Below are 21,180 nucleotides of genomic sequence, written 5' to 3'. Positions count from 1 at the left end.
ATTTCCGGCGCGCCAACGTTGGCCCGACGCACACTCAGCCAGGGAGAGGCAAGTGAAGTACGTTGTTATCCAAGCGCATCGATCCGGATACCCGCGACCCATCCGGGTCGCCAAGGGCGATCTGCTCGAGATCGGCCAGCGTTACGAGGGTAACGAGAGCTGGCTGGACTGGTACCTGTGCACCTGCGCCGGGCAGGAGCCTGGCTGGATCCCGGCGCAGCTTATCGAGCGGGTTGGCGTCGCCCAGGGCAGGGCGCTGGAGCACTACTCGGCGCATGAGCTGGATGTTGATCCGGGGCAGCAAGTGCTCGCCCTGCTGCCCATGAACGGCTGGTTGTGGTGCCGCCGTGCTGGCAATGGTGAGTTGGGCTGGCTGCCTCTCGAGAAGCTGCAACTGCTGGAGTGACGCTTTGAAAAGGTGCCTGCGGCCAGCTGCCGGCCTCATCTGATCTGCTTTTTTTCCGCGAACCTGCATCTGTAACCGTATCAGCCGAAGGCGGAAAATACCTCACAAGCCCAGTCGACTGACCGTTGCACGCCAAGCTACTTGTGCCGCGATGGTCCGCCCCGGGCCAGCTACGCCAATTCGTGTTCACACTGTAGAGGTTCCAATGGGCAAGCTTGCGCTGTTCCTCGGTGGTTTTCTGCTGCTGACAATCTGTATCGGCCTTTTGGGCACCATTCCGCCGCCTTGACCGGCGATACCCCGCTGCCGGCCCGCTGCTTCCCCAGGCGGGCCAGAGCTGCGGCGCTCACCCTTGTGCAACTACCCATAGCCGAGTGGCCTACAAGCCGACTCGGCGTTGTCGTATGTGCGATAAGTCGTTCTTTGTCTTGGGAAAACTGTCCACAGAAAACGTGGGTAGGTCTGTGGATAAATCGCTGCAGGTAAGGTGGTTAGCGGCCTGCGTTAGATTGAGCAGAATTTGAGCAGCGATTATCGGCCTGGATTCAGACGGTCTGCTGTAGCGTCTGTTCGGCGAGCTCGACGCAATTGCGGCCACGTGCCTTGGCGCGATACAGCGCCTTGTCGGCGCATACCAGCAGCGCGTCCAGCGCAGGCGATGGGCCGCCCTCGGCACAACCTGCCAAACCGATGCTGACGGTCATCTGCAGGCGCGGGTCGGCGTGGTTCAGGTGTAGGTCCTGCACTGCCCGGCGCAGGCGTTCGGCAGTGAACTGGGCATGCTTGGGCGCAAGCCCGGGCAAGACCACGACGAACTCTTCGCCACCCAACCGGGCAAACAGCTCGCCATCGCGCAGCTGCTCTTGCAGGGCGTGGGCGAAGGTGCGCAGCACTTGGTCGCCGACACCGTGGCCATGGCGGTCATTGATGCTTTTGAAGTGATCGATATCGAGCATCATCAAGGTCAGCGGCATGGCCTGATCAAGCTGCTGGCGGCTGTCGAGCAGGGCATTGGCCAAACGCGTGAAGGCGCTGCGGGTGAGGGCGCCGGTCAGATGATCGATAGTTGCCTGATGTTCAAGCCGCGCCAGCAGGCTCCGGTTGGCATTGCTCACGCAGGCCACTACCAGAGGGCCCAGTACCAGCATGGCGATGCCCAGCCGTGCCGACATCAGCGTGGTCACCCCCGACACGCTCTGCGGCACGCTGAAGTGCATGAGGTTTTGCGCCACGGCGACGATCAAGCTGCTACCCGCCATCAGCGCCAGTAGTGACACAAGGAAGGGGGAGTAAGTCCAGGCACACCAGAGCAAGGCGGCGATCGGGAACGCAATCGCGCCAGGGCCGCCAAATACGATGCTCAATGCCAACGAACCCATCAGCACCAGCAGCGGTGCCAGGCGAACGGGCTTGCCGCCGCCATGCAGCAACACGCCCCGCGAGGGCGCGGTCAGCAGGGCCGGCACGATCAATATGCAGGTGGAAAACTGTTCGCTGAACCAGGCCAGCCAGGTTGCGCGCATCGATTCCTGAAACCACGGTGACGACATCAGGCAGGCCATGCTTGCCGCCACCATGGCGCCAGCGGCGCACGCGGCAAACACGCAAAGCACGCCCTGAGGGCTGCGCATACGCCGATGCTGGCGCGGCAAGCGGACCAGCAGCAGCCAAACCGTAACGATCACGCTCAGATTGCACAGGTTGAACCACAGCGCCGGTTGCCAATTACTCCCGCAGGCCAGGTCGGCAGCCACCATGGCCAGCCACACCAGGGCGAAGCCAAGTGGAGTCGCCTGGCGGGGATAGCGCAGCAGGACGCCTGCCAGCACTGCGTTGACCGGCCAGAACAGCGACAACGACTCGATCGGGCGGGCGAGAACGCCGCCAAGGGTAATGACCAGGGTCAGGCTGAACAGGACAAAATAAGGCAAGAGCTGCGAGCGTGCTGGAAACACCATGGGTTCTACCGGCTGGCATAGACGGATCCAGGACAACGACTGCAGGCACCTGGGTAATTAGTGTCAGTGTGTTTCGCCAGCCCGCCTGCTGTCAAATTGCCTCACTAGAGCCCAAAGAACCACGGCACCATCACCACAGTTACCAGCATCACCAGCAAGGTGAACGGCACCCCCACTTTGACGAAGTCAGCAAAGCGGTATTGGCCAGGCCCCAGGACCAAGGTGTTGACCGGTGAAGACACCGGCGTCATGAACGCCGCCGAGGCTGCCAGTGCAACAGTCATGGCGAACGGGTAGGGCGACATGCCCAGTTGATGGGCGGTGCTGATCGCCACTGGCGCCATCAGCACTGCGGTGGCGGTGTTGGAGATGAACAGGCCGATAATCGCAGTCACGGCGAACAGGCAGGCAAGAATGGCGCTGGGCCCGGCATTGCCGAGCAGGCTGACCAGGCCGCCGACCGCCAGATCGATGCCGCCGGTCTGCTGCAGGGCCAAGGCAAATGGCAACATGCCGACGATCAGCACCAGGCTCTGCCAGTGGATCGCGCGGTAGGCGCTGTTCATGTCGATGCAGCGCCCGGCGCCCATCAGCAGGCAGCCGATCAGCGCGGCGATGACGTTGGGGACCAGCCCGCTGACCATCAAGCCAACCATCACCGCCAGGCTGATCAAGGCGTATGGCGCGCGGCTTCGTGCCGGCGCCACCTGATCGATCTCGGCAGGCAGGCTCAGCACCAGAAAATCCTTGGGCTGGCTTTGCAGCTGACGCACGGCCTTCCAGGGACCGACCACCAGCAAGGTATCGCCTTGGCGCAGTTTTTCTTCCACCAGTTGCTCGTCGATGGCGGCCTGTTCGCGGCGCAGACCGACTACGTTGAGGTCGTAGCGGCTGCGGAAGGTCAGCTCAAGAATGCTTTTGCCGATCAGCTGCGAGCCAGGTGGCAGCGACACTTCGGCCATGCCCAGTTCCTGCGACTGATCGATGAAGTAGGCCGCCTTGAAGTGCAGCGGCTCAAGGCGCATCGATTGGCACAGATTGCGCAGATCATCGCGGTTGGCAAACAGATCGAGCAGCAGCACATCGCCTTGTTGCAAAACGCTGTTGGAGTCGGCGCTGATCACCCGGGTGGTGAACTTGTGCTGGCGCTCGATACCGATCACGTTCGCGCCGTGGCGGGTGCGTAATTCCAGTTCACCCAGGGTATGCCCCACCAGCGGTGAGTCAGGGCGAATGCGCAAGCGCCGTTCGCGGCCATTGAGCTTGTAGTCGAGCACCAGGTCGAGCAAGGTGCGGCGGCTTTCGGTGCGGCCATCCTTGCGTACTTCGCCGTTGAGCCAGCGTCGGGTCAGCAGCATGTAGCCGATGCCCAGCACCAGCACTACCAGGCCGAACGGGGTGAAACTGAAAAAGCCGAAGCCCTGCTCGCCATGACGCACCAGCTCGCTGTGTACAACCACGTTGGGCGGCGTGGCAACCAGGCTGAGCATGCCGCTGATCAAACCGGCAAAGCTCAACGGCATCATCAGTCGGCTGGGTGCCAGGCCAAGCCGCGCGGCAATGCTTAGCACCACCGGGATAAAGATAGCGACGACTCCAGTCGAGCTCATCACCGAACCCAGGCCGGCTACCGAAACCATCAGCAAGACCAGCAGACGCGCTTCGCTGTTGCCTGCGCGGGCGCTCATCCATTCACCGATGCGGTAGGCAATGCCGGTGCGTACCAGGCCTTCGCCGATGACGAACAGCGCCGCGATAAGGACCACGTTAGGATCGCTGAAGCCGGCCAGGGCTTGCTCTACAGTGAGGATGCCGGACAGCGGCAGAAATACGATGACCAGCAACGCAACCACGTCCATGCGTGGGCGGTTGAGGATGAATAACAGGATAACCGCGGCCAGCAGGCCGAGCACCATGAGTAGCTCAGGGTTCATGACGAGGAAGTGATCCTTCACGCAGGGGGCACACAAGACAGTAGCAGTCAGTGTGGCAGTTTGGCGTGATGGGGGTGTTGATGTGATGCAGGTTTTTGACGCGCTGCATTGGTGCAGTGCGGCAGCAGCCTAAGCGTTGTGAGGGTGGGGCGGCTTGCGATTGCCGGGGCTACAACGTGGCCCCGGCGTTCTGAGATTGCAATCAGTGGCGATGGCGGCGCTTGTGCTTCTTCTTGCTGCCGCCGTTGTCGCCCATGTGATTACCCAAAGCGCCACCCGCTGCGCCGCCCACGCCAGCGCCGACGGTCGAACCGGTCGAGCCGCCGAGGGCGCCACCGACCAGCGAGCCACCTGCCGAACCCAGGCCGCCGCCCAGCGCTGCCTCGGTGCGATTGCCTTTGCGCGCGCCGACGGCGCTACCAGCTGCGCCGCCCAGGCCCGCGCCGATAGCTGCGCCGGTGCGGCCCCCCATCTGTTGACCGACCACATTACCGAGCACGCCGCCGAGGCCGCCGCCGATAGCTGCAGTGCCGTCACCGGCAAAAGCGCTTTGGCTCAGCAACAGACCCAAGGCGAGAGAAGGCAGAGTCAGACGCATAATGGTGAACCTCGAAACAAGTGGCTAAGTCAGGTCATTGATCCGTAAGGGATTACGGGGTACTCAGTAGGACCGGGTTCGATCGATTTGGTTTCTTCGACAATGGATTTTTTGTCACTCGATGGAACGCTCGGGCTTGATGGCTGCTGATCTGTCCCGTTCGGTCATGGCCGGTTTGCGCGGGGCGCCCTAGACTGGTTTGCAGGCCGCAGTGAGACGGCCACCCGCCGCCTGGTTAAACACGATGATCGCCCATACACCTACACTGTTCGCCGCCGTCGCGCTGGTCGCCACCATCATGGCGTTCTGTCTGTTGCTGGTGGGTCAAAACAATCGCCGTGACAACCTGCTGCTGACTGGCTGCGGCCTGCTCGCGCACGCCCTCGCATACATCTGCTACACGCTGTATGCCCAGGCCCCGCTGTGGGTCAGCTATGCCTTGGGCAACAGCCTGCTGTCGCTGGCGTTGGCGTTCTACTCGGCAAGCTTGTTTCGGGTGCGTGAACTGAAAGTACCGTGGCGAGTTATTTTCATCATTCCGTTAGGCATGTTAGGTGGGCTGATGCTTCTGCTGGAGACGCTCGAGCCGCGCATGCTGCTGGCCACCGTAGTGCTCATGGCTCAATGCGGGCTGTTGCTGCATTGGGCGCGACGTCATGCCGAACGTCCCGGTCGGGCGCATCTGCTGTTGGTGATCGGCGCTTCTATAAGCCTGGTAGGCCTGGGCATGCGGGTTATCGCGGTGCTGGCTGGGGAGGCAGCCGATATGCGCTACGACATTAGCAACCTCAAGCAGACAGTATCGGTGGCGATCGGCACGGTAACGGTGATGATGTATTCGCTCGGCCTGGTGCTGATGGCCAAAGAGCGCAGCGAGTCGCGCTTGCAGCACATGGCGCTGCACGATGTGCTGACCGGCACTTACAACCGGCGGGCCATCCTCCAGCGTTTCGACCAAGAGCTGGAGCGCGCACGTGATGAGGGCAGTCACCTGGCCGTGGCGATGATCGATATCGATCACTTCAAACGGATCAACGATCTGTATGGCCACCTGGCTGGGGATGAGGTGCTGTGCCACTGCGTTCGCCAGCTACAACGGCGCCTGCGTGCGGCTGACAGCCTGGGACGTTATGGCGGGGAGGAATTCCTGCTGCTGTTGCCACATACCGAGCGTGAGGGCGCGATGGCGGCACTGCAGGGCTTGCGCCAGGCCATCGCACAAAGCCCGGCGCAGTTCGCTGACGACACTATCGAGCTGCGCTTCAGCGTCGGCCTGTGGTGCGCAGTGCCCGGGCCTGATGACAGTGCGGCAGCGCTGCTCGGGCGAGCGGATGCGGCGCTGTATCAAGCCAAGGCGGATGGGCGCAATACTGTGCACATGGCAGCAGTGCCAGGCCCCTGCTAGATCACTTCGAGTGAATGGCCAGCACGACGCCGTTGGTGATCTGCACCAGCACGAAGCGATTGCCCATTTTTACCCAGTGGCTTTCTTTTTCCGGCGCTGGCAGGCCGTTGGCTTTCCAGTCAACCACGGCGGCATCATCGCGTTTGTATTGATCCGGGGCCTTGTCACCGACCTTCAGTTCGCGGTCGTGAGACTCCGGCGCCTTGACGCTCTCGACGTTGCTTTCGGCTGCAGTGGCAGCCAATGGCAGGCAAGGCAGGGTGGCGGTGAACAGCAGGGCGGACAGCAGTGGGCGCATTTTCATGCACAGTCTCCAAATGCAATAGGTGTGTTAATGCGACAACAGCTGAGCGTCGAGAATTCACTTGTGCAGGCACGCAAATGCTAGAGTCGCGTTCTTTTTTGCCTACGAGGATGAAACATGCGTGCAATTGTGCCGATGGCCGCAGCATTGATGCTGCTCGGGTGTGCCTCGTCGACCATGGATGCCGCGCGCGGCACTGCGCCGACTGCACAGCTGAAATCGCAAAAGGCTGCAGAACTGGTTGCCCAATGCATCCAGTTCAGTTGGCAGGATGAGGCAGTGTTTGGGGTCGACGCCAGTGGTTACCTGCAGCCGCGCAAGAGTGGCGGCTTGACGGTTTATACCCGTGAGGCAGAGTCGTTTGCCGACATCTATCCGCAAGACGGTGGCACACGCGTCGACTATTACGCGCAAAAAGCCGACACCACCGCACTGCGCCGCCGGGCTGCTGCGGCGACCTGCCTGTAACCGGCCGGCTCAGGACAGGAAACCACCGTCGACATTGAGCAGGGTGCCGGTAGTGTAGCTCGAGGCGTCGCTCGCCAGGTACAACACTGCGCCGGCCATCTCGCTGGGCGCCGCCACACGCTTGAGCGGTATCTGCTGCAGGGCGACGTTGAGGATGGCGTCATTCTTGACCAGTGCCGAGGCGAACTTGGTATCGGTCAGGCCTGGCAGCAAGGCGTTGCAGCGGATGCCGAACTGCGCGCACTCCTTGGCGAACACCTTGGTCATGTTGATCACCGCGGCCTTGGTCACCGAGTAGATGCCCTGGAACAGCCCCGGGGACACGCCGTTGATCGAGGCCACGTTGATGATGCTGCCACCACCGTGCTCACGCATCAGTTTGCCGGCCTCTACAGACATGAAGAAGTAACCGCGAATGTTGACGTCGACGGTTTTCTGAAAGGCGCCCGGGTCGGTGTCCAGCACGTTGCAGAACTGCGGGTTGGTGGCCGCATTGTTGACCAGGATGTCGAGCCTGCCGAACTGATCGCGAATGCCGGCAAACACCTGTTGGATCTGTTCCAGCTCACCGATATGGCAGGCCACTGCAGTTGCTTTGCCGCCGGCTGCGATGATCGCGTCGGCGACCTGCTGACAGCCGTCGAGCTTGCGGCTGGAGACAATCACATGCGCGCCTTGCTCTGCCAGCAGGTGGGCGATGGCTTCGCCGATGCCGCGGCTGGCGCCGGAAACGAAGGCAATCTTGCCGTCGAGGTCGAACAGTTGCGTCTTGGCCATGGTGTGTCCCTTGTTGTGTGTGGTCAAAGTGCGGACTTGCCGATCACTTGCAGCGCCATCTGCTCAAGCAGGCGGTTCATGTGAATGAACTGCGCGAAGCGTTTGTCCTGCGTCTGGCCGTGGTGGAAGCGGTAATAGATCTGCTGGACGATCCCTGCGAGGCGGAACAGTCCATAACAATAGTAGAAGTCGAAGTTGTCGATGCGGATGCCGGCGCGCTCGGCGTAGTAGGCAACGAACTGCGCCCGGCTGAGCATGCCCGGAGCGTTGCTTGGCTGGCGCCGCATCAGTTGCATGGGGGCGGGGTCGTCGGCCTCGATCCAGTAAGCCAGGCTGTTGCCCAGGTCCATCAACGGGTCACCGAGGGTGGTCATCTCCCAGTCCAGAACGCCGATGATCTGCATCGGGTTGGCTGCGTCGAGGATGACGTTGTCGAAGCGGTAGTCGTTGTGCACGATGGCTGAGCGCGGGTGGTCGGCTGGCATCTTTGCCCGCAGCCAGTCCATGACCTGCTGCCAGCGCGGTGCATCCGGGGTGGCGGCCTGCTCATAGCGGCTGATCCAGCCCTCGATCTGGCGCTGCACGTAACCCTCGGGTTTGCCCAGGTCAGCCAGGCCGCAGGCGCGGTAATCGACTTGATGCAATTGCACCAAACGGTCGATGAAGCTTTTGCACAGGGCTTCGGTGCGCTGGGCATCGAGGCCCAGCTCCAGCGGGATGTCCGAGCGCAGGATGATCCCTTCGACCCGGTCCATCAGGTAGAACTCGCTGCCGATCAGGCTTTCGTCGGTGCAGTGCAGGTACGCCTTGGGGCAGTAAGGAAAACCGCTGTTGAGCTGATTGAGGATACGAAACTCACGGGCCATGTCGTGCGCTGACTTGGCTTTGGCGCCAAAGGGCGGACGCCGCAACACGAACTCACGCTGTGGGTAGCTGACCAGGTAGGTCAGATTGGAGGCGCCGCCCGGGAACTGACTGATCAGCGGCACGCCTTCCAGGCCAGGCAGATGAGCTTTGAGATAGGGATCGATGACGCTGGCATCGAGTTCTTCGCCGGGGCGTACCTGGGTGGACTGGTCAGTCAGCGTCATGCGTGGTCCTTATTCTCGGTATCGAGGATTATTGGCTAATCTAATCGGCCCGCTGTAATGGAACAAGCGTGCCAGTCGCCATATAGGCAGGCGTGTTGGCGCTTGATCAGTACGCTTGATGCGCGTTACCTACACTGGGCGATGAGCGCCGTAGCAGGCAAAAAAAAACCGAAGCCGGTCCTGGCTTCGGTTTCTTTCAGACAGTCGTCGTTGCCACTCAGGCAGGGAACAGCTCGCTGAGCTTCATCGACAGCATCATGTCGCCTTCAACGCGCAGCTTGCCGCCCATGAACGCTTGCATGCCATCGGTTTCGCCGCTGACGATGCCTTTGAGGGTCTCGCTGTCCAGCACCAGGGTGCAGTTGGCGTCTGGGTTTTCACCTTCCTGGATGTCGCAGGTGCCGTCTTTGACGACCAGCGCGTACTGCTTGTCTTCGTCGGTGATGTTGAAGCCGAACACCAGGTCCAGGCCTTCAGCAGCAGCGGGATTGAACTTGGCTTTCATCGCTTCGACGGCTTTAGCTACATCGCTCATGGTGTATTCCTTGTTAAGTGAAATTCGCGTCCGCAGGGACACAACAGGCCGGGCTCACCTATAGGTGATGAGCTCCGGCGCCTTCAACAGCTGCACATGGGCCTGACAGTTGAAGGAAGCCAGTGCCACGTCATGGCCGCGAAACTTCAGCTGGCTGAACGACGTGTTGATAATCTGCCAGTTCAGCGCAAACGCCTGGCTGGGGGTGATGCCGGTAATCAGGTGGAGCAGGGCGGCGATGCTGCCGCCCGAGGTGAAAACAGCCACGTTGTCGCCGCTGTCGGCGGCGTCCAACACCCGCTGCAGGGCACTGCGCAGGCGGCCGGTAAAAGCCTCCCAGCTCTCCAGCCCATCGGCCGGATGCTGGCCGTCGTGCCAGCGCTGCACCATCAAGGCAAACAGGCGCTGAAACTCGCTGCGGTTTTGCGCAGCGTTGCTGAGCACATGCAGCGCCCGCGGCTCCTCTGGCAGCAGCGCCGGCAGCAGTGTGCGAATCACCCCGTCGGCGTCGAATTCATTGAAGCCGGCATCGGTCTCCAGCGCCGGCACCGCGCAGCCCAGGGTGCTCATGGTTTCGAGCGCGAGCAGGGCGGTGTCCTGTTGCCGGCGCAGGTCGCCGGCGATACAACGATCCAGGCGCAAGCCGAGGTTGGCCAGATGGCTGCCCAAGGCCTGGCTCTGACGCACGCCGACCGGCGACAGTACGTCGTAGTCGGTGGCACCAAACGAGGCTTGGCCATGTCGGATCAGGTAGAGGTTGCCCACATCGATATCCGGCCGAGTGAAGTTGCTGGGAGGTTAGGATGCGCCAGAGTGGCTGTCAACGAAAAAACATACAAGCGTTTGAAAAGCTTGTTTGAAAGATGTTGCCAGCGTTTTCGCCTGCTGGCAGTGCCCGGTACGCCCCGGTATGCTGGCAGCAGTTTCGCACCGTGCAGGTGCTGATTTATAAAGGAGTCAACGTGGAGTTTCTTGCAGAATACGCAAGCTTTCTCGCCAAAACCGCCACCCTGGTGATTGCTTTTCTGGTGGTGCTTTCGGCTATTGCCGGCCTGCGCGGCAAAGGCCGCGGCAAGCCCGGCGGGCAGTTGCAGGTCACCCGTCTCAACGACTTCTACAAGGCGCTGCGTGAGCGGCTCGAGGCGGGCCTGTTCGACAAGGCTCAACTCAAGGCCCTGCGCAAGCAGCAGGCCAAGGCCGACAAGCAGCAGAAGAAAGCCAAGGGCGAGGACAAGGCGCGGGTCTTCGTTCTTGATTTCGATGGCGACATCAAAGCCTCTGCCACCGAAAGTCTGCGTAATGAAATTACCGCACTGCTGACCCTCGCCACTCCGCGTGATGAAGTCGTGCTGCGGCTCGAGAGCGGCGGTGGGCTGGTGCACAGTTACGGCCTGGCCTCGTCGCAACTGGCGCGCATCCGTCAGGCCGGTATCCCACTCACCGTGTGCATCGACAAGGTTGCTGCCAGCGGCGGTTACATGATGGCCTGCATCGGCGACAAGATCGTCAGCGCACCGTTTGCCATCCTTGGCTCGATCGGCGTGGTCGCTCAGTTGCCAAACGTCAATCGCCTGCTCAAAAAGCACGACATCGATTTTGAAGTGCTGACCGCCGGTGAGTACAAACGCACGCTGACCGTATTTGGCGAGAACACCGAGAAGGGCCGCGAGAAGTTCCAGGAAGACCTCGACGTCACCCATCAGCTGTTCAAGGACTTTGTTGGTCGTTATCGCCCGCAGCTGCACATGGACGAAGTGGCCACCGGCGAGGTCTGGCTGGGTGTTGCGGCGCTGAACATGCAGCTGGTTGATGAGCTGCGCACCAGCGACGAATACCTCAGTGACCGCGCCCGTGAAGCCAACCTTTACCACCTGCGGTTTGCCGAACGCAAAAGCTTGCAGGAGCGCATTGGTGTGGCCGCCAGCGGCGCGGTTGAGAACACCTTGGTGGGGCTGTGGAGCAAGCTCGGCCGCCTACGCTAACACCTTGAACCCCTTGAAGATTTTTTCTGACATGGGGGTTGCAAGGCCAAGCGAATGCAGACATAATGGCGTCCATTGAAGCGCAGCAAGCTTGAAAAAGCGCTGAAGTTTCAAGGAGATAGCAGGGCGCAAGCCGCTAGATCCAACCTTTGAGGCCGAGTAGCAAAGTGGTTATGCTCCGGATTGCAAATCCGTCTACGCCGGTTCGATTCCGACCTCGGCCTCCATATTTGAAAGCCCCGCAGATTAACGTCTGCGGGGTTTTTCTTTGTGGGCCGGAAAAGTATGGAGTGAAGCAGCTGAAGTCCAATGTTTATTGGTGGGTGCCGAACAGGCAGAAATCACCGATGAGGCAGCTGCGCAACCGAGCGGGCTCGGGCGATGACTCGGCTGTAGCCGGTGCAGTCAGTGAGCCGCGCGGGCACGGCTACGCTGAATGCAGCAGTTTTCTGACCTCGGCGATAATTGCATCGATATTGAAGGGCTTAGGCAATACCGCGTCAAATAAATCCGGTCGCTGCATACCGATATGTGCCTGGGCGCCGCTTATCAGAATAATCGGTACTTGATGTAGCGATGGCAGGGCTCGCACGGCGGTAGCGAATTCCAGGCCGTCCATGGCCGGCATCATGAAGTCGGTGATGATCAAGGCAGGCTTGACTCTGTCCAGAGCATCGAGTCCTTTTCGGCCATTGCTGGCCGTTACCACGGAAAACCCCTCATCCTCCAGCGCGAAGCTGAGAATGTCAGCAATTAAATATTCGTCGTCGACGACCAAGATGGTAGTCACTTTATTTTAATCCACTCAAAAACCTAAGAGATAGAACCAGGACATCACTCAGTTGGGACTGATGGTTCATGTCTTGAAGCCTTTTTGAGTAAAACATCCTGGGCTTGGATGACGACCTCGAATCGGGAGGGATCATAAGCGCTGTCTCGGACTTTAAGAACGGACAGCGTTCGCTTTAGTTCAAAGTCATTCTCGGCGAAGCGCATCAGCATCAGGTTGTCGACGATGCTCGACAGGTCGGAGTTGGGCGCGCTGACCTCGGAGCCCAGCAGATCGCGCATTTCCCACGTTGCCAGTACCGTGACACCTCGGGCGCGCAGCTCGTTCATCAGCGCGCTGAGGAAGTCAGTAATTCTTGCCGGATTGGTCGCGACTCGGGTCATGCCGCTAAGGCTGTCGACGAACACGCGCTTGATACCTTTGTCTTCGACAATGCTCAGCAGTCGAGCACCGAGCCCGTCCAGCAGACCTTCGGTTGTTGGCTGCCAGGCGATGGTCAGGGCGCCACTGTCTTCCATGCCTTTGATGTCGATGCCCAGTGAGTCGCCCTTGAGCCGTAGCCGTTGCGGGCTTTCGTAGAAGCCAAAATGCAGCCCTGGGCTGTCCACCGTCGACTCCGCCAAGAACTTCAGACCCAGCGTTGTTTTGCCGATGCCGGAAGGGCCCATGACCAAAGACACGCTGGAACTGTAAAGGCCGCCTCCCAGTATCGTGTCCAGTGAGGCAATCCCACTGCCAATGCGCGTCATGTCAGCACTGTCGGGTGCGGACGGGTGGCTGTACAGGCTTTCCAGACGAGGATAAACCACCAGCCCGTTGTCAGTAATCTCACACTCGTGAAGGCCTGCCAGCGCAGCACTGCCGCGCGTTTTACGCAGTTGAATGCGCCGTACCGAGCGGGTGCCGAACAGCTCTTCGCCTATTTCAATGACGCCATCGACCATGGTGTGCTCAGGGCTACCGTCGTCAAGCCGTGAACTGGTGAGAAACAGCACGGTGCAACCGGCAAAAGCAGCGTGGCCCTGCAGCTCTGAGATGAACTTTTTGGTGTCGATGTGTGAGTCGGCTTTGGAGCGCGCATTGAGCAGGCCATCGACGACCAGTACGGTGGCTTTGCGACGGCTGATCTCGCGACGCAGCAGCTTCACTACCTCATCCAGACCTTCGTTTTCCAGCGTGTCAAATGCGCTGACGAACTGAATTTCTTCGCCAATCCTGGATGAGTCGAAAAAGCTCAGTGTGGAAAGAAACTGAAAAAGACGGTCATGTGACTCGGCCAGCAGAGTGGCAACCAAAACGCGGCCGCCATTGTTCGCATGATGGAATCCAAGTTGGTTGGCCAGGATCGTTTTGCCGGAACCTGGGCGCCCTTGGATAATGTACGAGGCACCTGCGACCAGCCCGCCCTTGAGCAGAGCGTCCAGTCCTTCTATTCCACTTTGGAGGCGTTTGAGCTTTTCCACGATGCGACCCTGATCTGAAAAACAGGCTGTTAAGCCGACTAAGGGTGTGATGCTAACGCCAAATTCGTTCAGGGGCTATTGCCGACTAGTGCGCAGCAGTCGTGGCTTTTGTTGAGCTGGCGACCTGGGCCGCAAGTTTGCTGCCATGGCGCGAGCCACCAGAGGCTTTTGCATGAGCCTCTACCCGGCCATGCTTGGTACATCAAGTCCGACTTTCACACGGTCCAGCGCGACGATTGTCTTGAACCAGGTAACGTTGGAGTTTTCAGCAAACAGTCGCCGCGCCAGAGTCTGGTATTCCTTCATGCTGGCAACGGTGAGTACCAGAACGAAATCCACTTCGCCGGTGACGTAGTAACACTGCTGAACTTCGGGCACCGCGAAGTGTGCCTTCATCGCCTCCAGCGCCTCGATGCTGGTGCGCTCAGCCATCACTTCCACGATGATCGTGATCGGCCGGCCTACGGCGGTGGGATCGACGATGGCTACGTTGCCCGTGATGACTCCCCCGTCTTCCATTCGTTTGATGCGGCGCTGAACGGCGGCCGTGGAAAGATTGACCTGCTCGGCCATAAGCCGCAGTGGCATGGTGTTGTCACGTTGGACCAGGTCCAGGATGGCACGGTCAAATTTGTCCAACGATTCAGGTGCAGCGTCGTTTTTCGCCATTGTAAATCCGTGAGAAATTTTCTCGAAAACTACCAGAAAACTGCGGCCCTTTATCTAGGTAAGAGCAATATTATCTTGCCAGCAGTCTGCGTACGCAGCCTATTCGGGAACACACACAGGATATTGTTGGCATGCTCGCACTGTTCCATCTTTCCCCGGTCCTGTTGGTTACAGCCATGCTCGTGGTATTGCGCCGGCCGCCCGTTCACGCCGCCGTTGCAGGCACTCTGTTAGTCATTGTGCTCTGGCTCGCCGGCGCGGCAGACGCATGGCGTCTGAGCAGTATGGTGGCCGCCGCTCAAGATACCGCCGTGCTGTTTGCAAGTACCGCTTTCGTGATCGTCCCAGGTCTGCTCTTCGTGATTTTTATCGAGCGCATGGGCGTCAATCTGGCGCTGAGCCAATGGGTGCGGTCACTGGGGCTTGGGCGCGGCGATCAAGTCGTGTTAATTGTCCTTGGGTTGGCACCGTTGCTCGAAGCGATGACTGGTTTCGGCGTGTCGTTGATCGCTACAGTGCCCCTGCTGCTCAGTCTCTTCGAGCGTCGGGTCGCGTTACGGATCGCACTGGCCGGCATGGCCATTATGCCCTGGGGAACGCTGGGCCTTGCATCTGTCATTGGTGCTTCGTTGGTTCATCTGGACGCATCCATGCTGGCATCGACCTCGGCATTGACCAGCGCCCCGGTTTTCTTCGCCCTCAGTGCACTCGCGCTCTATCTTGCAGGCGTTCGTGACTCGCGGGGATGGGGGGCGTTGGGCGTTTTCTGGCTGCTGTTTGTGGGCGTTCTTTACAGTGCAAGTCGGTGGCTGGGGCCGGAAGTAGCCGGCGTTGCTGCGGGCCTGGTGACGGCAGCAGCGATACTCTCTGTTGGGCTGTGGCGCCTGCGCCGCAACGACAGCGAGCGCGGTCCGGTGCAATGGCCGCGTCAGGCATGGCCGTATCTGGTGCTGATTGTCTGCATTGTCGGCTTGAAGATGCTGTGGGCGATCACCTCCTGGCAGGAGCACTGGGTTGTACAGGGCGCCCAGGTCAACTGGAAGCCACTCGCCTCACCAGGTCTGGCGTTGGTCATGGTGCTGATCGTGCTAGGCGCTCACGCGCGCAACATACAATCCTGGACCGCACACGACGTTAACTTGCCTGCTGCGCTGTTGGCTCGGGCGAAGCGGCCATTGCTGACTATTTTCTTCTTTCTCGCGATGTCGCAGATGATGGTTAAGGCCGGCTTCCTTGCGGGGTTGATGCAACTGCTGGCTGGGCTGTCGCCCACCGCCGCGACGTCGTTGGTTGCCCTGTTTGGCGCGTTGTCTGGCTACATGACCGGGTCGAATGTAGGCGGCAATGCGATCTTCATGCCGGCCATCGCGATGTTGCCCGAGTCCTCCCGCCTACTGCTGGCTGCCGTCCAGAACAGCTCGGCGGGGCATGCGGCGCTGGGCTCGCTATCGGTTGTCATGCTGATTCTGGGGCTTGCCAAAACCCAGGCCAAGGAGGAAGGCGAACTGATAAGGTTCGGCTTCATGCTGGTCTGCCTCAATACCGCGTTAGTCGCGTTGGGCGCCGCGATGCTGAGTGGATGGCTTGGCTAGCCTGGTGTTGGCGGATGGCACTTTTTCACACAGCCTGAACCCGAAGCAGGCGCTCACTGGTCGCTAGCTTCAACACTGGCGATCAGCAACTCGCGCAGCGTGCCGCGCCACTCGCCAGCCGAATACGATCGCAGGTCCCAGCGTGGTGCCTGGGCCTGGGTAGGTGCCGCGAAAGATTGAAGCAAGGTCATTGCCGCAAGCGTATAGCCCCTCGATCACCTGGCCTTGCATGTCCAGCACCTGGCCATCGGCGTTACCACTCAAGCCTGCGCTGCAGGCGAGATCGGCCGGTTGCACTGTGACGGCATAGTAGGGCCCATCGCCTATGGGGCGCACGCAGGGGTTGGGCAGTTGCTGCGGGTCGCCATTGTGACGGTTCATGTGGCTGCTACCGCGGTTGAATGCAGGGTCGTCACCGTTTGCAGCGGCGGCGTTGTAGGTTCTGACTGTGTTTGCCAGCCCCTCGGCATCAACCTTGAGCTTGCTGGCAAGTTCGTCCAGGGTGCTGCCTTTGATCAAGTAGCCGGCTTTGACGAACCTGGCATTATTGATGGCGCTGCGCAGCGGCATGACCAGGCCCAGGCCGTAGCGTTGCAGGAAGGTCTGGTCACAGATCAGGTGAGCAGTGGCGCTGCCGTCGTTAAGCATGCCCATGACGAAGTCGTGGTAGGAGTCCGACTCGTTGACGAAGCGCTTGCCTTGGGCGTTCACGGCGATCAATCCAGGCTTGGCGCGGTCGAGCAGGATGTGTGGCCATATGGCCTGGTAGCCGTCCTTCGCGGTGCGGATCGAGCAGGGCATCCACAGGCCTGGACTGTCGTGGCCGTCGTCGAGCTGGGCATTGGCCTTCAGCGCGCGATCGATGCCGTCGCCGGTGTGGGTCAGGGGCGACAGTGAAAGGGCTTGGGCAGCGCTCGGGAACAGCTGTTTGCGTAGGGTTGGATGGCGCGTCAGGCCCCCGGTAGCCAGCACCACGCCACGACGCGCGCGGATGCGCATGGCCTCGCCGTTGTGCAGCACCACGGCGCCCATTACGTGACCGTTGTCCACAATGAGTTCGTGCAAAGGGGTTTCAAAGCGCAGCGCCACCTTGTGCTGGCGCAGGCTGTAGAACAGCCTGGCGACCAGGGCGTTGCCCATCACCAGATTGGTGCCGCGTGGGTAGCTCAGGCGGTCGATGCAATAGCGGCCGACTGTGCTCAGGGTGCGAGTCAGGTGGTGCATCGAAGCGAAGGGCGAAAGCAGCGCATCCAGATCGGCGCGTGGCACCATCATGCCGCCCAGACCCATGAACTCGCGCCGAGGTGGGCGCACGCGGGCGAAGTCTTTGCCCAGCAGCCTGCCATCGAACGCGAGGGGCGCCAGGGCGCGGCCACCGAACGCTGCACCGGGGCCGCTGACGTAATCGGGATGAGCGGCGGCTGCAACGAATTTAACCTCGCTGATGCGCTCGAGTTCATCAATCGCTTGTGGCCCGCTGGCAAGGAAAGCTTCGCGCAACGCTTCACCGCCGCGTTCGCCAACCACCGCCTTGAGGAAGGTCGCGGCCTCTGCCGCGCTGTCCGGTACACCTGCGCGTTGGCTTTGGTGGGTGCCGGGTACCCAGGTGGTGCCGCCTGAGGTCGCGCTGATGCCGCCCACCACGGCGGTCTTTTCACACAGCAGCACGTCCAGCCCGTGGTGGCTGGCCATCAATGCGCTGGTCATGCCTGCAGCGCCTGCGCCGAATACCAGCAGGTCGACTTCCTGGTCCCAGGGGAGGGGGGCGATGGTGCTCATTATGGTTGCTCCTTCATGGCGTGGTAATTCATGGGCGGTTTGGCAGCCCGCCCTTGTGCAGGTGAAGTGTCGGCAGCATTCAGCAGTTGCCTGCTGTGGTTGCTCAAACGGATCAGAGCGGTTCGATAATTGCCTTGGCAGCGGTCAGCGCCTGTCGTGCCCAGGCTTCGACGCCCACTTGCGCAACCCTGCGGTCATGGGGGATTTCGACGCTGACCGGGACCGTAGCCGGGAGGCTGCGCCAGATCCTCGCCAGGTCGATATCGCCCTCGCCCGGCAATAGACGCTCGCCACGCGCTGCTTGAATCAGGCCGTCACGGGTGTTCGGTCGCAGCGCTGGGCCGTCGCATATCTGCGCGTAGTTCAGCCATTGCGTGGGGATACGTTGCAAGTCCTCGAAGCGACTGTCGGAACGGTCGAAATGCAACGCGTCAACCAGGATGCCGCCGTTGGCGCGGTCGGCCTGTTCAACGATGTGCAGTGCACTGGCCAGGTCGCGGACAGCCGTCCACGGCATGAACTCCAGGTCTGCCGACAGGCCGAAGGGCTGCATGGCGTCGCATAGCCGCGCATAGTGTTCGATCAGCCGGTTGGGTTCCGGGTCGTCGCCTGCCACCAGTACGGCCTTGGCGCCGAGCTGCGCGCCGACTTCGAGGAACGGCAGATAACGCTGCACGTCGAATTGCCCGTCGAGGCGGATCAATTCCAGATCAAAGACTTTGACCCCGGTGTCGTCGATGCGCGCGAGGGTTTCGCGCAACATCGGTTTGTCGTCCATCAAGGAATAGGCGACTGCCCCTGGCGCCACCGGCAGCAAACGCACGCCAGCCTGGTCATAGCCGGTGCGTGCAGCCAGTTCGATCATTTCCGGCGGGGTTAACGCGAGCGCGGTCAGTTGTGCAATGGAATAGCTGGCTTGCATGGCGTGTCTACCTACAGTTGGCTTCAGTTGATGGCAGCGGGGATTGCCGACGCGTCGCGCTTGCGACTTTTGATCCACAGCGCTGTAACCCCGATCAGGGAAGGAATGGCGAGGAACAGGAAGACCTGGCTGAAATTCCATTGCGAGGCGAGCATCAGTGCACCGATCCCGGCGCCGCTGATCGCGCCCAGCCGGCCAATGCCAGTGGCCCAGCAAACGCCGGTGGCGCGGATCTGAGTGGGGTAGAAGGAGGCGGCCAGCGCGTAGCCGCCGACGTTTACGCCGTTCAGAAAGTAGCCCAGTAGCAGTATCAACGGGCAGAGCACCTGCATGGTCGGCTGCTGCAAGGCGATCAGCACTGCGCAGGCCCCGCCGCAGAACACCGTGGCGCCGACCACCTTGTGGTGTTCCCAGCGGTCCATCTTCATGCCGACGGTGAAGTTGCCCAGCATGCCGCCGATCTGCAGCAACGAGCCCAGCAGCGCCGCCTGACCCATGCTCAGACCAGCATCGCGGCTGAGCAGCGGCAGCCAGCTCGACAGCAGGTACATGGTCAGCAGACCCATGAACAGAGTGACCCAGATCATGCAGGTGCCCAGGGTGAAACCGGGCGCGAAGAGGGCACTGACCTTGCCTGTCGCCTTGATCGCCGCTTCGCTGCTATGGAAACGCGTCTGGGCGTTGGCCAGGCCCGGAGCAACCTTGTTGATTTCCTTGATCAGGCGGTCCTTCAAGGCACTGTTCTGCGCCAGGAAGCGGATGGACTCCGGAAGGCTCAAGAGCAGCAGAAGGGCGAACGCAATCGGCAGCACGCCGCCGGCCACCAACACTGACCGCCAGCCGAAGTTTTCGATCAGCCACTCACTGCCCAAACCACCCAGTGCCGCACCAAAGGCAAAGCCGCAGTAGATGAACGAGACCATGTGAGAGCGGTAGCGCTTGGGGGCGTATTCCGAGATCAGGGTCGCCGTATTGGGCATCGAGGCACCCAGCCCAACCCCGGTCAGAAAGCGCAGTATCGTCAGGCTGGTGATCCCGGTCGACCAGGCGGAGGCCAGGCTCCAGAAACCGAACAACAGCACCGAGCCGATGATGACTGGCCTGCGGCCGAAGCGGTCGGCCAATGGCCCGGCAGTCAACGAACCGAATGCCAGCCCGAGCAGCCCGCTCATCATTACCGGGCCGAGGTCCTGGCGCAGCACGCCCCAGTCGTCGACCAGCGCCGGGGCAATGAAGCCGATCGCGGTGGTGTCGAAGCCGTCAAACACCAGCACCATGAAACCGAGGAACAGCACCAGCCACTGTCGGGTGCTCATCTTTCGAGCATCCATGAAGGTGCTCACATCTACATCTGGAGGGTTCGCCATGGATAACTCCTGCTTTTTGTTTTTATGAAAATGCCTTTTCCGGGTGATGGGCTGGCAGGTTGGCGCCAAGGCATTACCGGGGTCGGTAAGCCGATATTATCATAATTGGAAATCCATTCCATATTCATATTGGATTCCAATTCGTTTTTGGGCGCTGGCAATCCACGGCCTGTGAAGGGCCTGCTGTCGAGCAATTGCTAGGGAGTGGCGGCCAGGTCAGTAAGCCAGGCCGCGGTCAAGCGAGGTGCCGATCAGGCGGTGTGTTCGCTGATGTGGGAGGTCATCAGCGACAGCTTTGGGAGGCTGTCCAGGTTGATCGCGGTGATCTCTTCTACGGCGTCCAGCAACGCTGCCTTCAGCGCTTGCATGCGCTCGGCGGGGAGGCGGACGCTGGGGCCGGCGATACTGATCACGCCGACGACCTGCTGCTGCGAATCGCGAATTGCTGCAGCCATCGAGGCGGCGCCAATTTCAAAGCTCTCGTCGACGCTGGCATAGCCCTGCTCACGGGCGATCTTCAGGTTGTCGAGCAGGTGTTCGATGGTGGTGGCCGCATTGGGGCCATATTCGCCCGGTTTAGCCAGGCCTTGCCGGTAGACCAACTCCAGCGCGCGCTCGTTGCTGAGGCAGCTCAACCAGGCCAGGCCAGACGCCGTGCAGCAGAGCTTGGCCTCGGCACCCGCATCGGGATCGTAGCGCAGACCGGAGCGGCTGCCCTGGGCCTTGGAGATCCAGATCAGGTTATCGCCATCTACAATGCTCAAGCGCACAAGCTCGCCGGACGCTTGCGCCAGGCGCTCGAGTATCGGCCGGGCTAGGTCGACCATGTCGCTCTTGGACAGATGCTTGAGCGCCAGTGAGACCAGCTTCAGGGCAAGCACGTAATTGCCGTGCTGATGCTCCTGGCGCACGAAACCTTGTTCGACCAGGCAATTGAGCATGCGGTGGGTCGCGCTCGGCGGAATGTCCAAGGCTTCCGCTACTTGTTGAAGTGCCAGCCCGGAGCTTTTGCCGGCGAGCAACTCGATGGCATGCAGGCCGCGTTCAAGCGCATTGCTCATGTTGTTTCCTTAGGTTTGCGATAGATCAGCGGCCCATGGATAGTGGCAGCCACCTCCGGACAAATGTTATCCACGTTGA

At 60.9% G+C, this 21,180-nt stretch carries 20 protein-coding genes and 1 tRNA gene; 6 read left to right on the top strand and 15 right to left on the bottom strand.

The features are described 5' to 3' along the window. Positions 1–52 precede the first annotated feature (52 nt). Positions 53–406 carry an SH3 domain-containing protein gene (locus tag AC58X1_RS06000; protein ID WP_150569955.1) on the top strand — a complete coding sequence of 118 codons (354 nt, stop codon included), beginning with the start codon at positions 53–55 and terminating at the stop codon, positions 404–406. Between the two features lie 545 nt (positions 407–951). Here AC58X1_RS06000 and AC58X1_RS05995 read toward each other — a convergent pair. The 3 genes from AC58X1_RS05995 to AC58X1_RS05985 form a co-directional block, all read right to left on the bottom strand. Next, the gene (locus AC58X1_RS05995; protein WP_497428511.1) at positions 952–2,364 is read right to left on the bottom strand and encodes a GGDEF domain-containing protein; all 1,413 of its coding nucleotides are present in this window, start codon (positions 2,362–2,364) and stop codon (positions 952–954) included. 104 nt (positions 2,365–2,468) lie between these two features. Then, positions 2,469–4,298: an SLC13 family permease gene (locus AC58X1_RS05990; RefSeq protein ID WP_497428510.1), complete on the bottom strand. Its 1,830-nt coding sequence runs from the start codon at positions 4,296–4,298 to the stop codon at positions 2,469–2,471. Positions 4,299–4,500: 202 nt separating this feature from the next. After that, positions 4,501–4,896: a glycine zipper domain-containing protein gene (locus AC58X1_RS05985; protein ID WP_220633972.1), complete on the bottom strand. Its 396-nt coding sequence runs from the start codon at positions 4,894–4,896 to the stop codon at positions 4,501–4,503. 244 nt (positions 4,897–5,140) lie between these two features. On the opposite strand from AC58X1_RS05985, the gene AC58X1_RS05980 reads away from it, so the two are divergent. Continuing rightward, a complete protein-coding gene (locus AC58X1_RS05980) occupies positions 5,141–6,301 on the top strand; it encodes a GGDEF domain-containing protein (protein ID WP_497428509.1) in 1,161 nt (386 codons plus the stop codon). Between the two features lies 1 nt (position 6,302). Here the strand turns inward: AC58X1_RS05980 and AC58X1_RS05975 are convergent, their stop codons facing one another. After that, the gene (locus AC58X1_RS05975) at positions 6,303–6,599 is read right to left on the bottom strand and encodes an RcnB family protein (RefSeq protein WP_497428772.1); all 297 of its coding nucleotides are present in this window, start codon (positions 6,597–6,599) and stop codon (positions 6,303–6,305) included. A 123-nt stretch (positions 6,600–6,722) separates the two neighbouring features. Between AC58X1_RS05975 and AC58X1_RS05970 the strand changes: the two genes are divergently transcribed. Beyond that, positions 6,723–7,073, top strand: a complete 351-nt coding sequence (locus AC58X1_RS05970) for a hypothetical protein (RefSeq protein ID WP_101320737.1) — start codon at positions 6,723–6,725, stop codon at positions 7,071–7,073. A 9-nt stretch (positions 7,074–7,082) separates the two neighbouring features. Here the strand turns inward: AC58X1_RS05970 and AC58X1_RS05965 are convergent, their stop codons facing one another. From AC58X1_RS05965 to AC58X1_RS05950, 4 genes are all read right to left on the bottom strand, one after another. Beyond that, the gene (locus tag AC58X1_RS05965; RefSeq protein ID WP_497428508.1) at positions 7,083–7,850 is read right to left on the bottom strand and encodes an SDR family oxidoreductase; all 768 of its coding nucleotides are present in this window, start codon (positions 7,848–7,850) and stop codon (positions 7,083–7,085) included. 23 nt (positions 7,851–7,873) lie between these two features. Further along, a complete protein-coding gene (locus AC58X1_RS05960) occupies positions 7,874–8,941 on the bottom strand; it encodes a phosphotransferase family protein (protein ID WP_497428507.1) in 1,068 nt (355 codons plus the stop codon). Positions 8,942–9,158: 217 nt separating this feature from the next. Further along, the gene (locus AC58X1_RS05955) at positions 9,159–9,476 is read right to left on the bottom strand and encodes an SCP2 sterol-binding domain-containing protein (RefSeq protein ID WP_101320731.1); all 318 of its coding nucleotides are present in this window, start codon (positions 9,474–9,476) and stop codon (positions 9,159–9,161) included. 54 nt (positions 9,477–9,530) lie between these two features. Next, a complete protein-coding gene (locus tag AC58X1_RS05950) occupies positions 9,531–10,241 on the bottom strand; it encodes a histidine phosphatase family protein (RefSeq protein WP_150568823.1) in 711 nt (236 codons plus the stop codon). A gap of 197 nt (positions 10,242–10,438) precedes the next feature. Between AC58X1_RS05950 and sohB the strand changes: the two genes are divergently transcribed. Next, positions 10,439–11,458 carry a protease SohB gene (gene sohB, locus AC58X1_RS05945; protein WP_101323058.1) on the top strand — a complete coding sequence of 340 codons (1,020 nt, stop codon included), beginning with the start codon at positions 10,439–10,441 and terminating at the stop codon, positions 11,456–11,458. Positions 11,459–11,611: 153 nt separating this feature from the next. Next, a tRNA-Cys gene (locus AC58X1_RS05940) sits at positions 11,612–11,685 on the top strand. Between the two features lie 200 nt (positions 11,686–11,885). On the opposite strand, the gene AC58X1_RS05935 is transcribed toward AC58X1_RS05940, so the two are convergent. The 3 genes from AC58X1_RS05935 to AC58X1_RS05925 form a co-directional block, all read right to left on the bottom strand. After that, a complete protein-coding gene (locus tag AC58X1_RS05935; RefSeq protein ID WP_101320727.1) occupies positions 11,886–12,248 on the bottom strand; it encodes a response regulator in 363 nt (120 codons plus the stop codon). A 44-nt stretch (positions 12,249–12,292) separates the two neighbouring features. Continuing rightward, on the bottom strand, positions 12,293–13,711 hold the full coding sequence (locus tag AC58X1_RS05930; protein ID WP_101320725.1) for an ATPase domain-containing protein: 1,419 nt from the start codon (positions 13,709–13,711) through the stop codon (positions 12,293–12,295). A 180-nt stretch (positions 13,712–13,891) separates the two neighbouring features. Continuing rightward, a complete protein-coding gene (locus AC58X1_RS05925) occupies positions 13,892–14,380 on the bottom strand; it encodes an Lrp/AsnC family transcriptional regulator (RefSeq protein WP_150571736.1) in 489 nt (162 codons plus the stop codon). A 131-nt stretch (positions 14,381–14,511) separates the two neighbouring features. Here AC58X1_RS05925 and AC58X1_RS05920 point away from each other — a divergent pair, with 131 nt between their 5' ends. Next, positions 14,512–15,972: an L-lactate permease gene (locus AC58X1_RS05920; RefSeq protein WP_259072916.1), complete on the top strand. Its 1,461-nt coding sequence runs from the start codon at positions 14,512–14,514 to the stop codon at positions 15,970–15,972. 69 nt (positions 15,973–16,041) lie between these two features. Here AC58X1_RS05920 and AC58X1_RS05915 read toward each other — a convergent pair whose 3' ends face one another. The 4 genes from AC58X1_RS05915 to AC58X1_RS05900 form a co-directional block, all read right to left on the bottom strand. After that, on the bottom strand, positions 16,042–17,751 hold the full coding sequence (locus AC58X1_RS05915) for an FAD-dependent oxidoreductase (protein WP_497428506.1): 1,710 nt from the start codon (positions 17,749–17,751) through the stop codon (positions 16,042–16,044). Positions 17,752–17,863: 112 nt separating this feature from the next. Continuing rightward, a complete protein-coding gene (locus tag AC58X1_RS05910) occupies positions 17,864–18,673 on the bottom strand; it encodes a sugar phosphate isomerase/epimerase family protein (protein ID WP_497428505.1) in 810 nt (269 codons plus the stop codon). Between the two features lie 23 nt (positions 18,674–18,696). Beyond that, positions 18,697–20,040 carry an MFS transporter gene (locus AC58X1_RS05905; protein WP_101320714.1) on the bottom strand — a complete coding sequence of 448 codons (1,344 nt, stop codon included), beginning with the start codon at positions 20,038–20,040 and terminating at the stop codon, positions 18,697–18,699. Between the two features lie 251 nt (positions 20,041–20,291). After that, positions 20,292–21,101: an IclR family transcriptional regulator gene (locus AC58X1_RS05900; protein WP_101320711.1), complete on the bottom strand. Its 810-nt coding sequence runs from the start codon at positions 21,099–21,101 to the stop codon at positions 20,292–20,294. Between the last annotated feature and the right edge of the window lie 79 nt (positions 21,102–21,180).

Source organism: Pseudomonas sp. PGPR N4 (assembly GCF_059693665.1).
The sequence above is the reverse complement of the archived record's forward strand: the minus strand, read 5'-3'. Positions and strand labels throughout refer to the sequence as shown.

Excerpts from the sequence above, each read along its gene's own strand:
- AC58X1_RS05975 (WP_497428772.1), bottom strand. The coding sequence starts at position 6,599 with ATGCGCCCACTGCTGTCCGCCCTGCTGTTCACCGCCACCCTGCCTTGC.
- AC58X1_RS05965 (WP_497428508.1), bottom strand. The coding sequence starts at position 7,850 with ATGGCCAAGACGCAACTGTTCGACCTCGACGGCAAGATTGCCTTCGTT.
- AC58X1_RS05960 (WP_497428507.1), bottom strand. The coding sequence starts at position 8,941 with ATGACGCTGACTGACCAGTCCACCCAGGTACGCCCCGGCGAAGAACTC.
- AC58X1_RS05920 (WP_259072916.1), top strand. The coding sequence starts at position 14,512 with ATGCTCGCACTGTTCCATCTTTCCCCGGTCCTGTTGGTTACAGCCATG.
- AC58X1_RS05955 (WP_101320731.1), bottom strand. The coding sequence starts at position 9,476 with ATGAGCGATGTAGCTAAAGCCGTCGAAGCGATGAAAGCCAAGTTCAAT.
- AC58X1_RS05905 (WP_101320714.1), bottom strand. The coding sequence starts at position 20,040 with ATGGCGAACCCTCCAGATGTAGATGTGAGCACCTTCATGGATGCTCGA.
- AC58X1_RS05990 (WP_497428510.1), bottom strand. The coding sequence starts at position 4,298 with ATGAACCCTGAGCTACTCATGGTGCTCGGCCTGCTGGCCGCGGTTATC.
- AC58X1_RS05970 (WP_101320737.1), top strand. The coding sequence starts at position 6,723 with ATGCGTGCAATTGTGCCGATGGCCGCAGCATTGATGCTGCTCGGGTGT.
- AC58X1_RS05910 (WP_497428505.1), bottom strand. The coding sequence starts at position 18,673 with ATGCAAGCCAGCTATTCCATTGCACAACTGACCGCGCTCGCGTTAACC.
- AC58X1_RS05900 (WP_101320711.1), bottom strand. The coding sequence starts at position 21,101 with ATGAGCAATGCGCTTGAACGCGGCCTGCATGCCATCGAGTTGCTCGCC.
- AC58X1_RS05980 (WP_497428509.1), top strand. The coding sequence starts at position 5,141 with ATGATCGCCCATACACCTACACTGTTCGCCGCCGTCGCGCTGGTCGCC.
- AC58X1_RS05915 (WP_497428506.1), bottom strand. The coding sequence starts at position 17,751 with ATGAGCACCATCGCCCCCCTCCCCTGGGACCAGGAAGTCGACCTGCTG.
- AC58X1_RS05925 (WP_150571736.1), bottom strand. The coding sequence starts at position 14,380 with ATGGCGAAAAACGACGCTGCACCTGAATCGTTGGACAAATTTGACCGT.
- AC58X1_RS05995 (WP_497428511.1), bottom strand. The coding sequence starts at position 2,364 with ATGGTGTTTCCAGCACGCTCGCAGCTCTTGCCTTATTTTGTCCTGTTC.
- AC58X1_RS05985 (WP_220633972.1), bottom strand. The coding sequence starts at position 4,896 with ATGCGTCTGACTCTGCCTTCTCTCGCCTTGGGTCTGTTGCTGAGCCAA.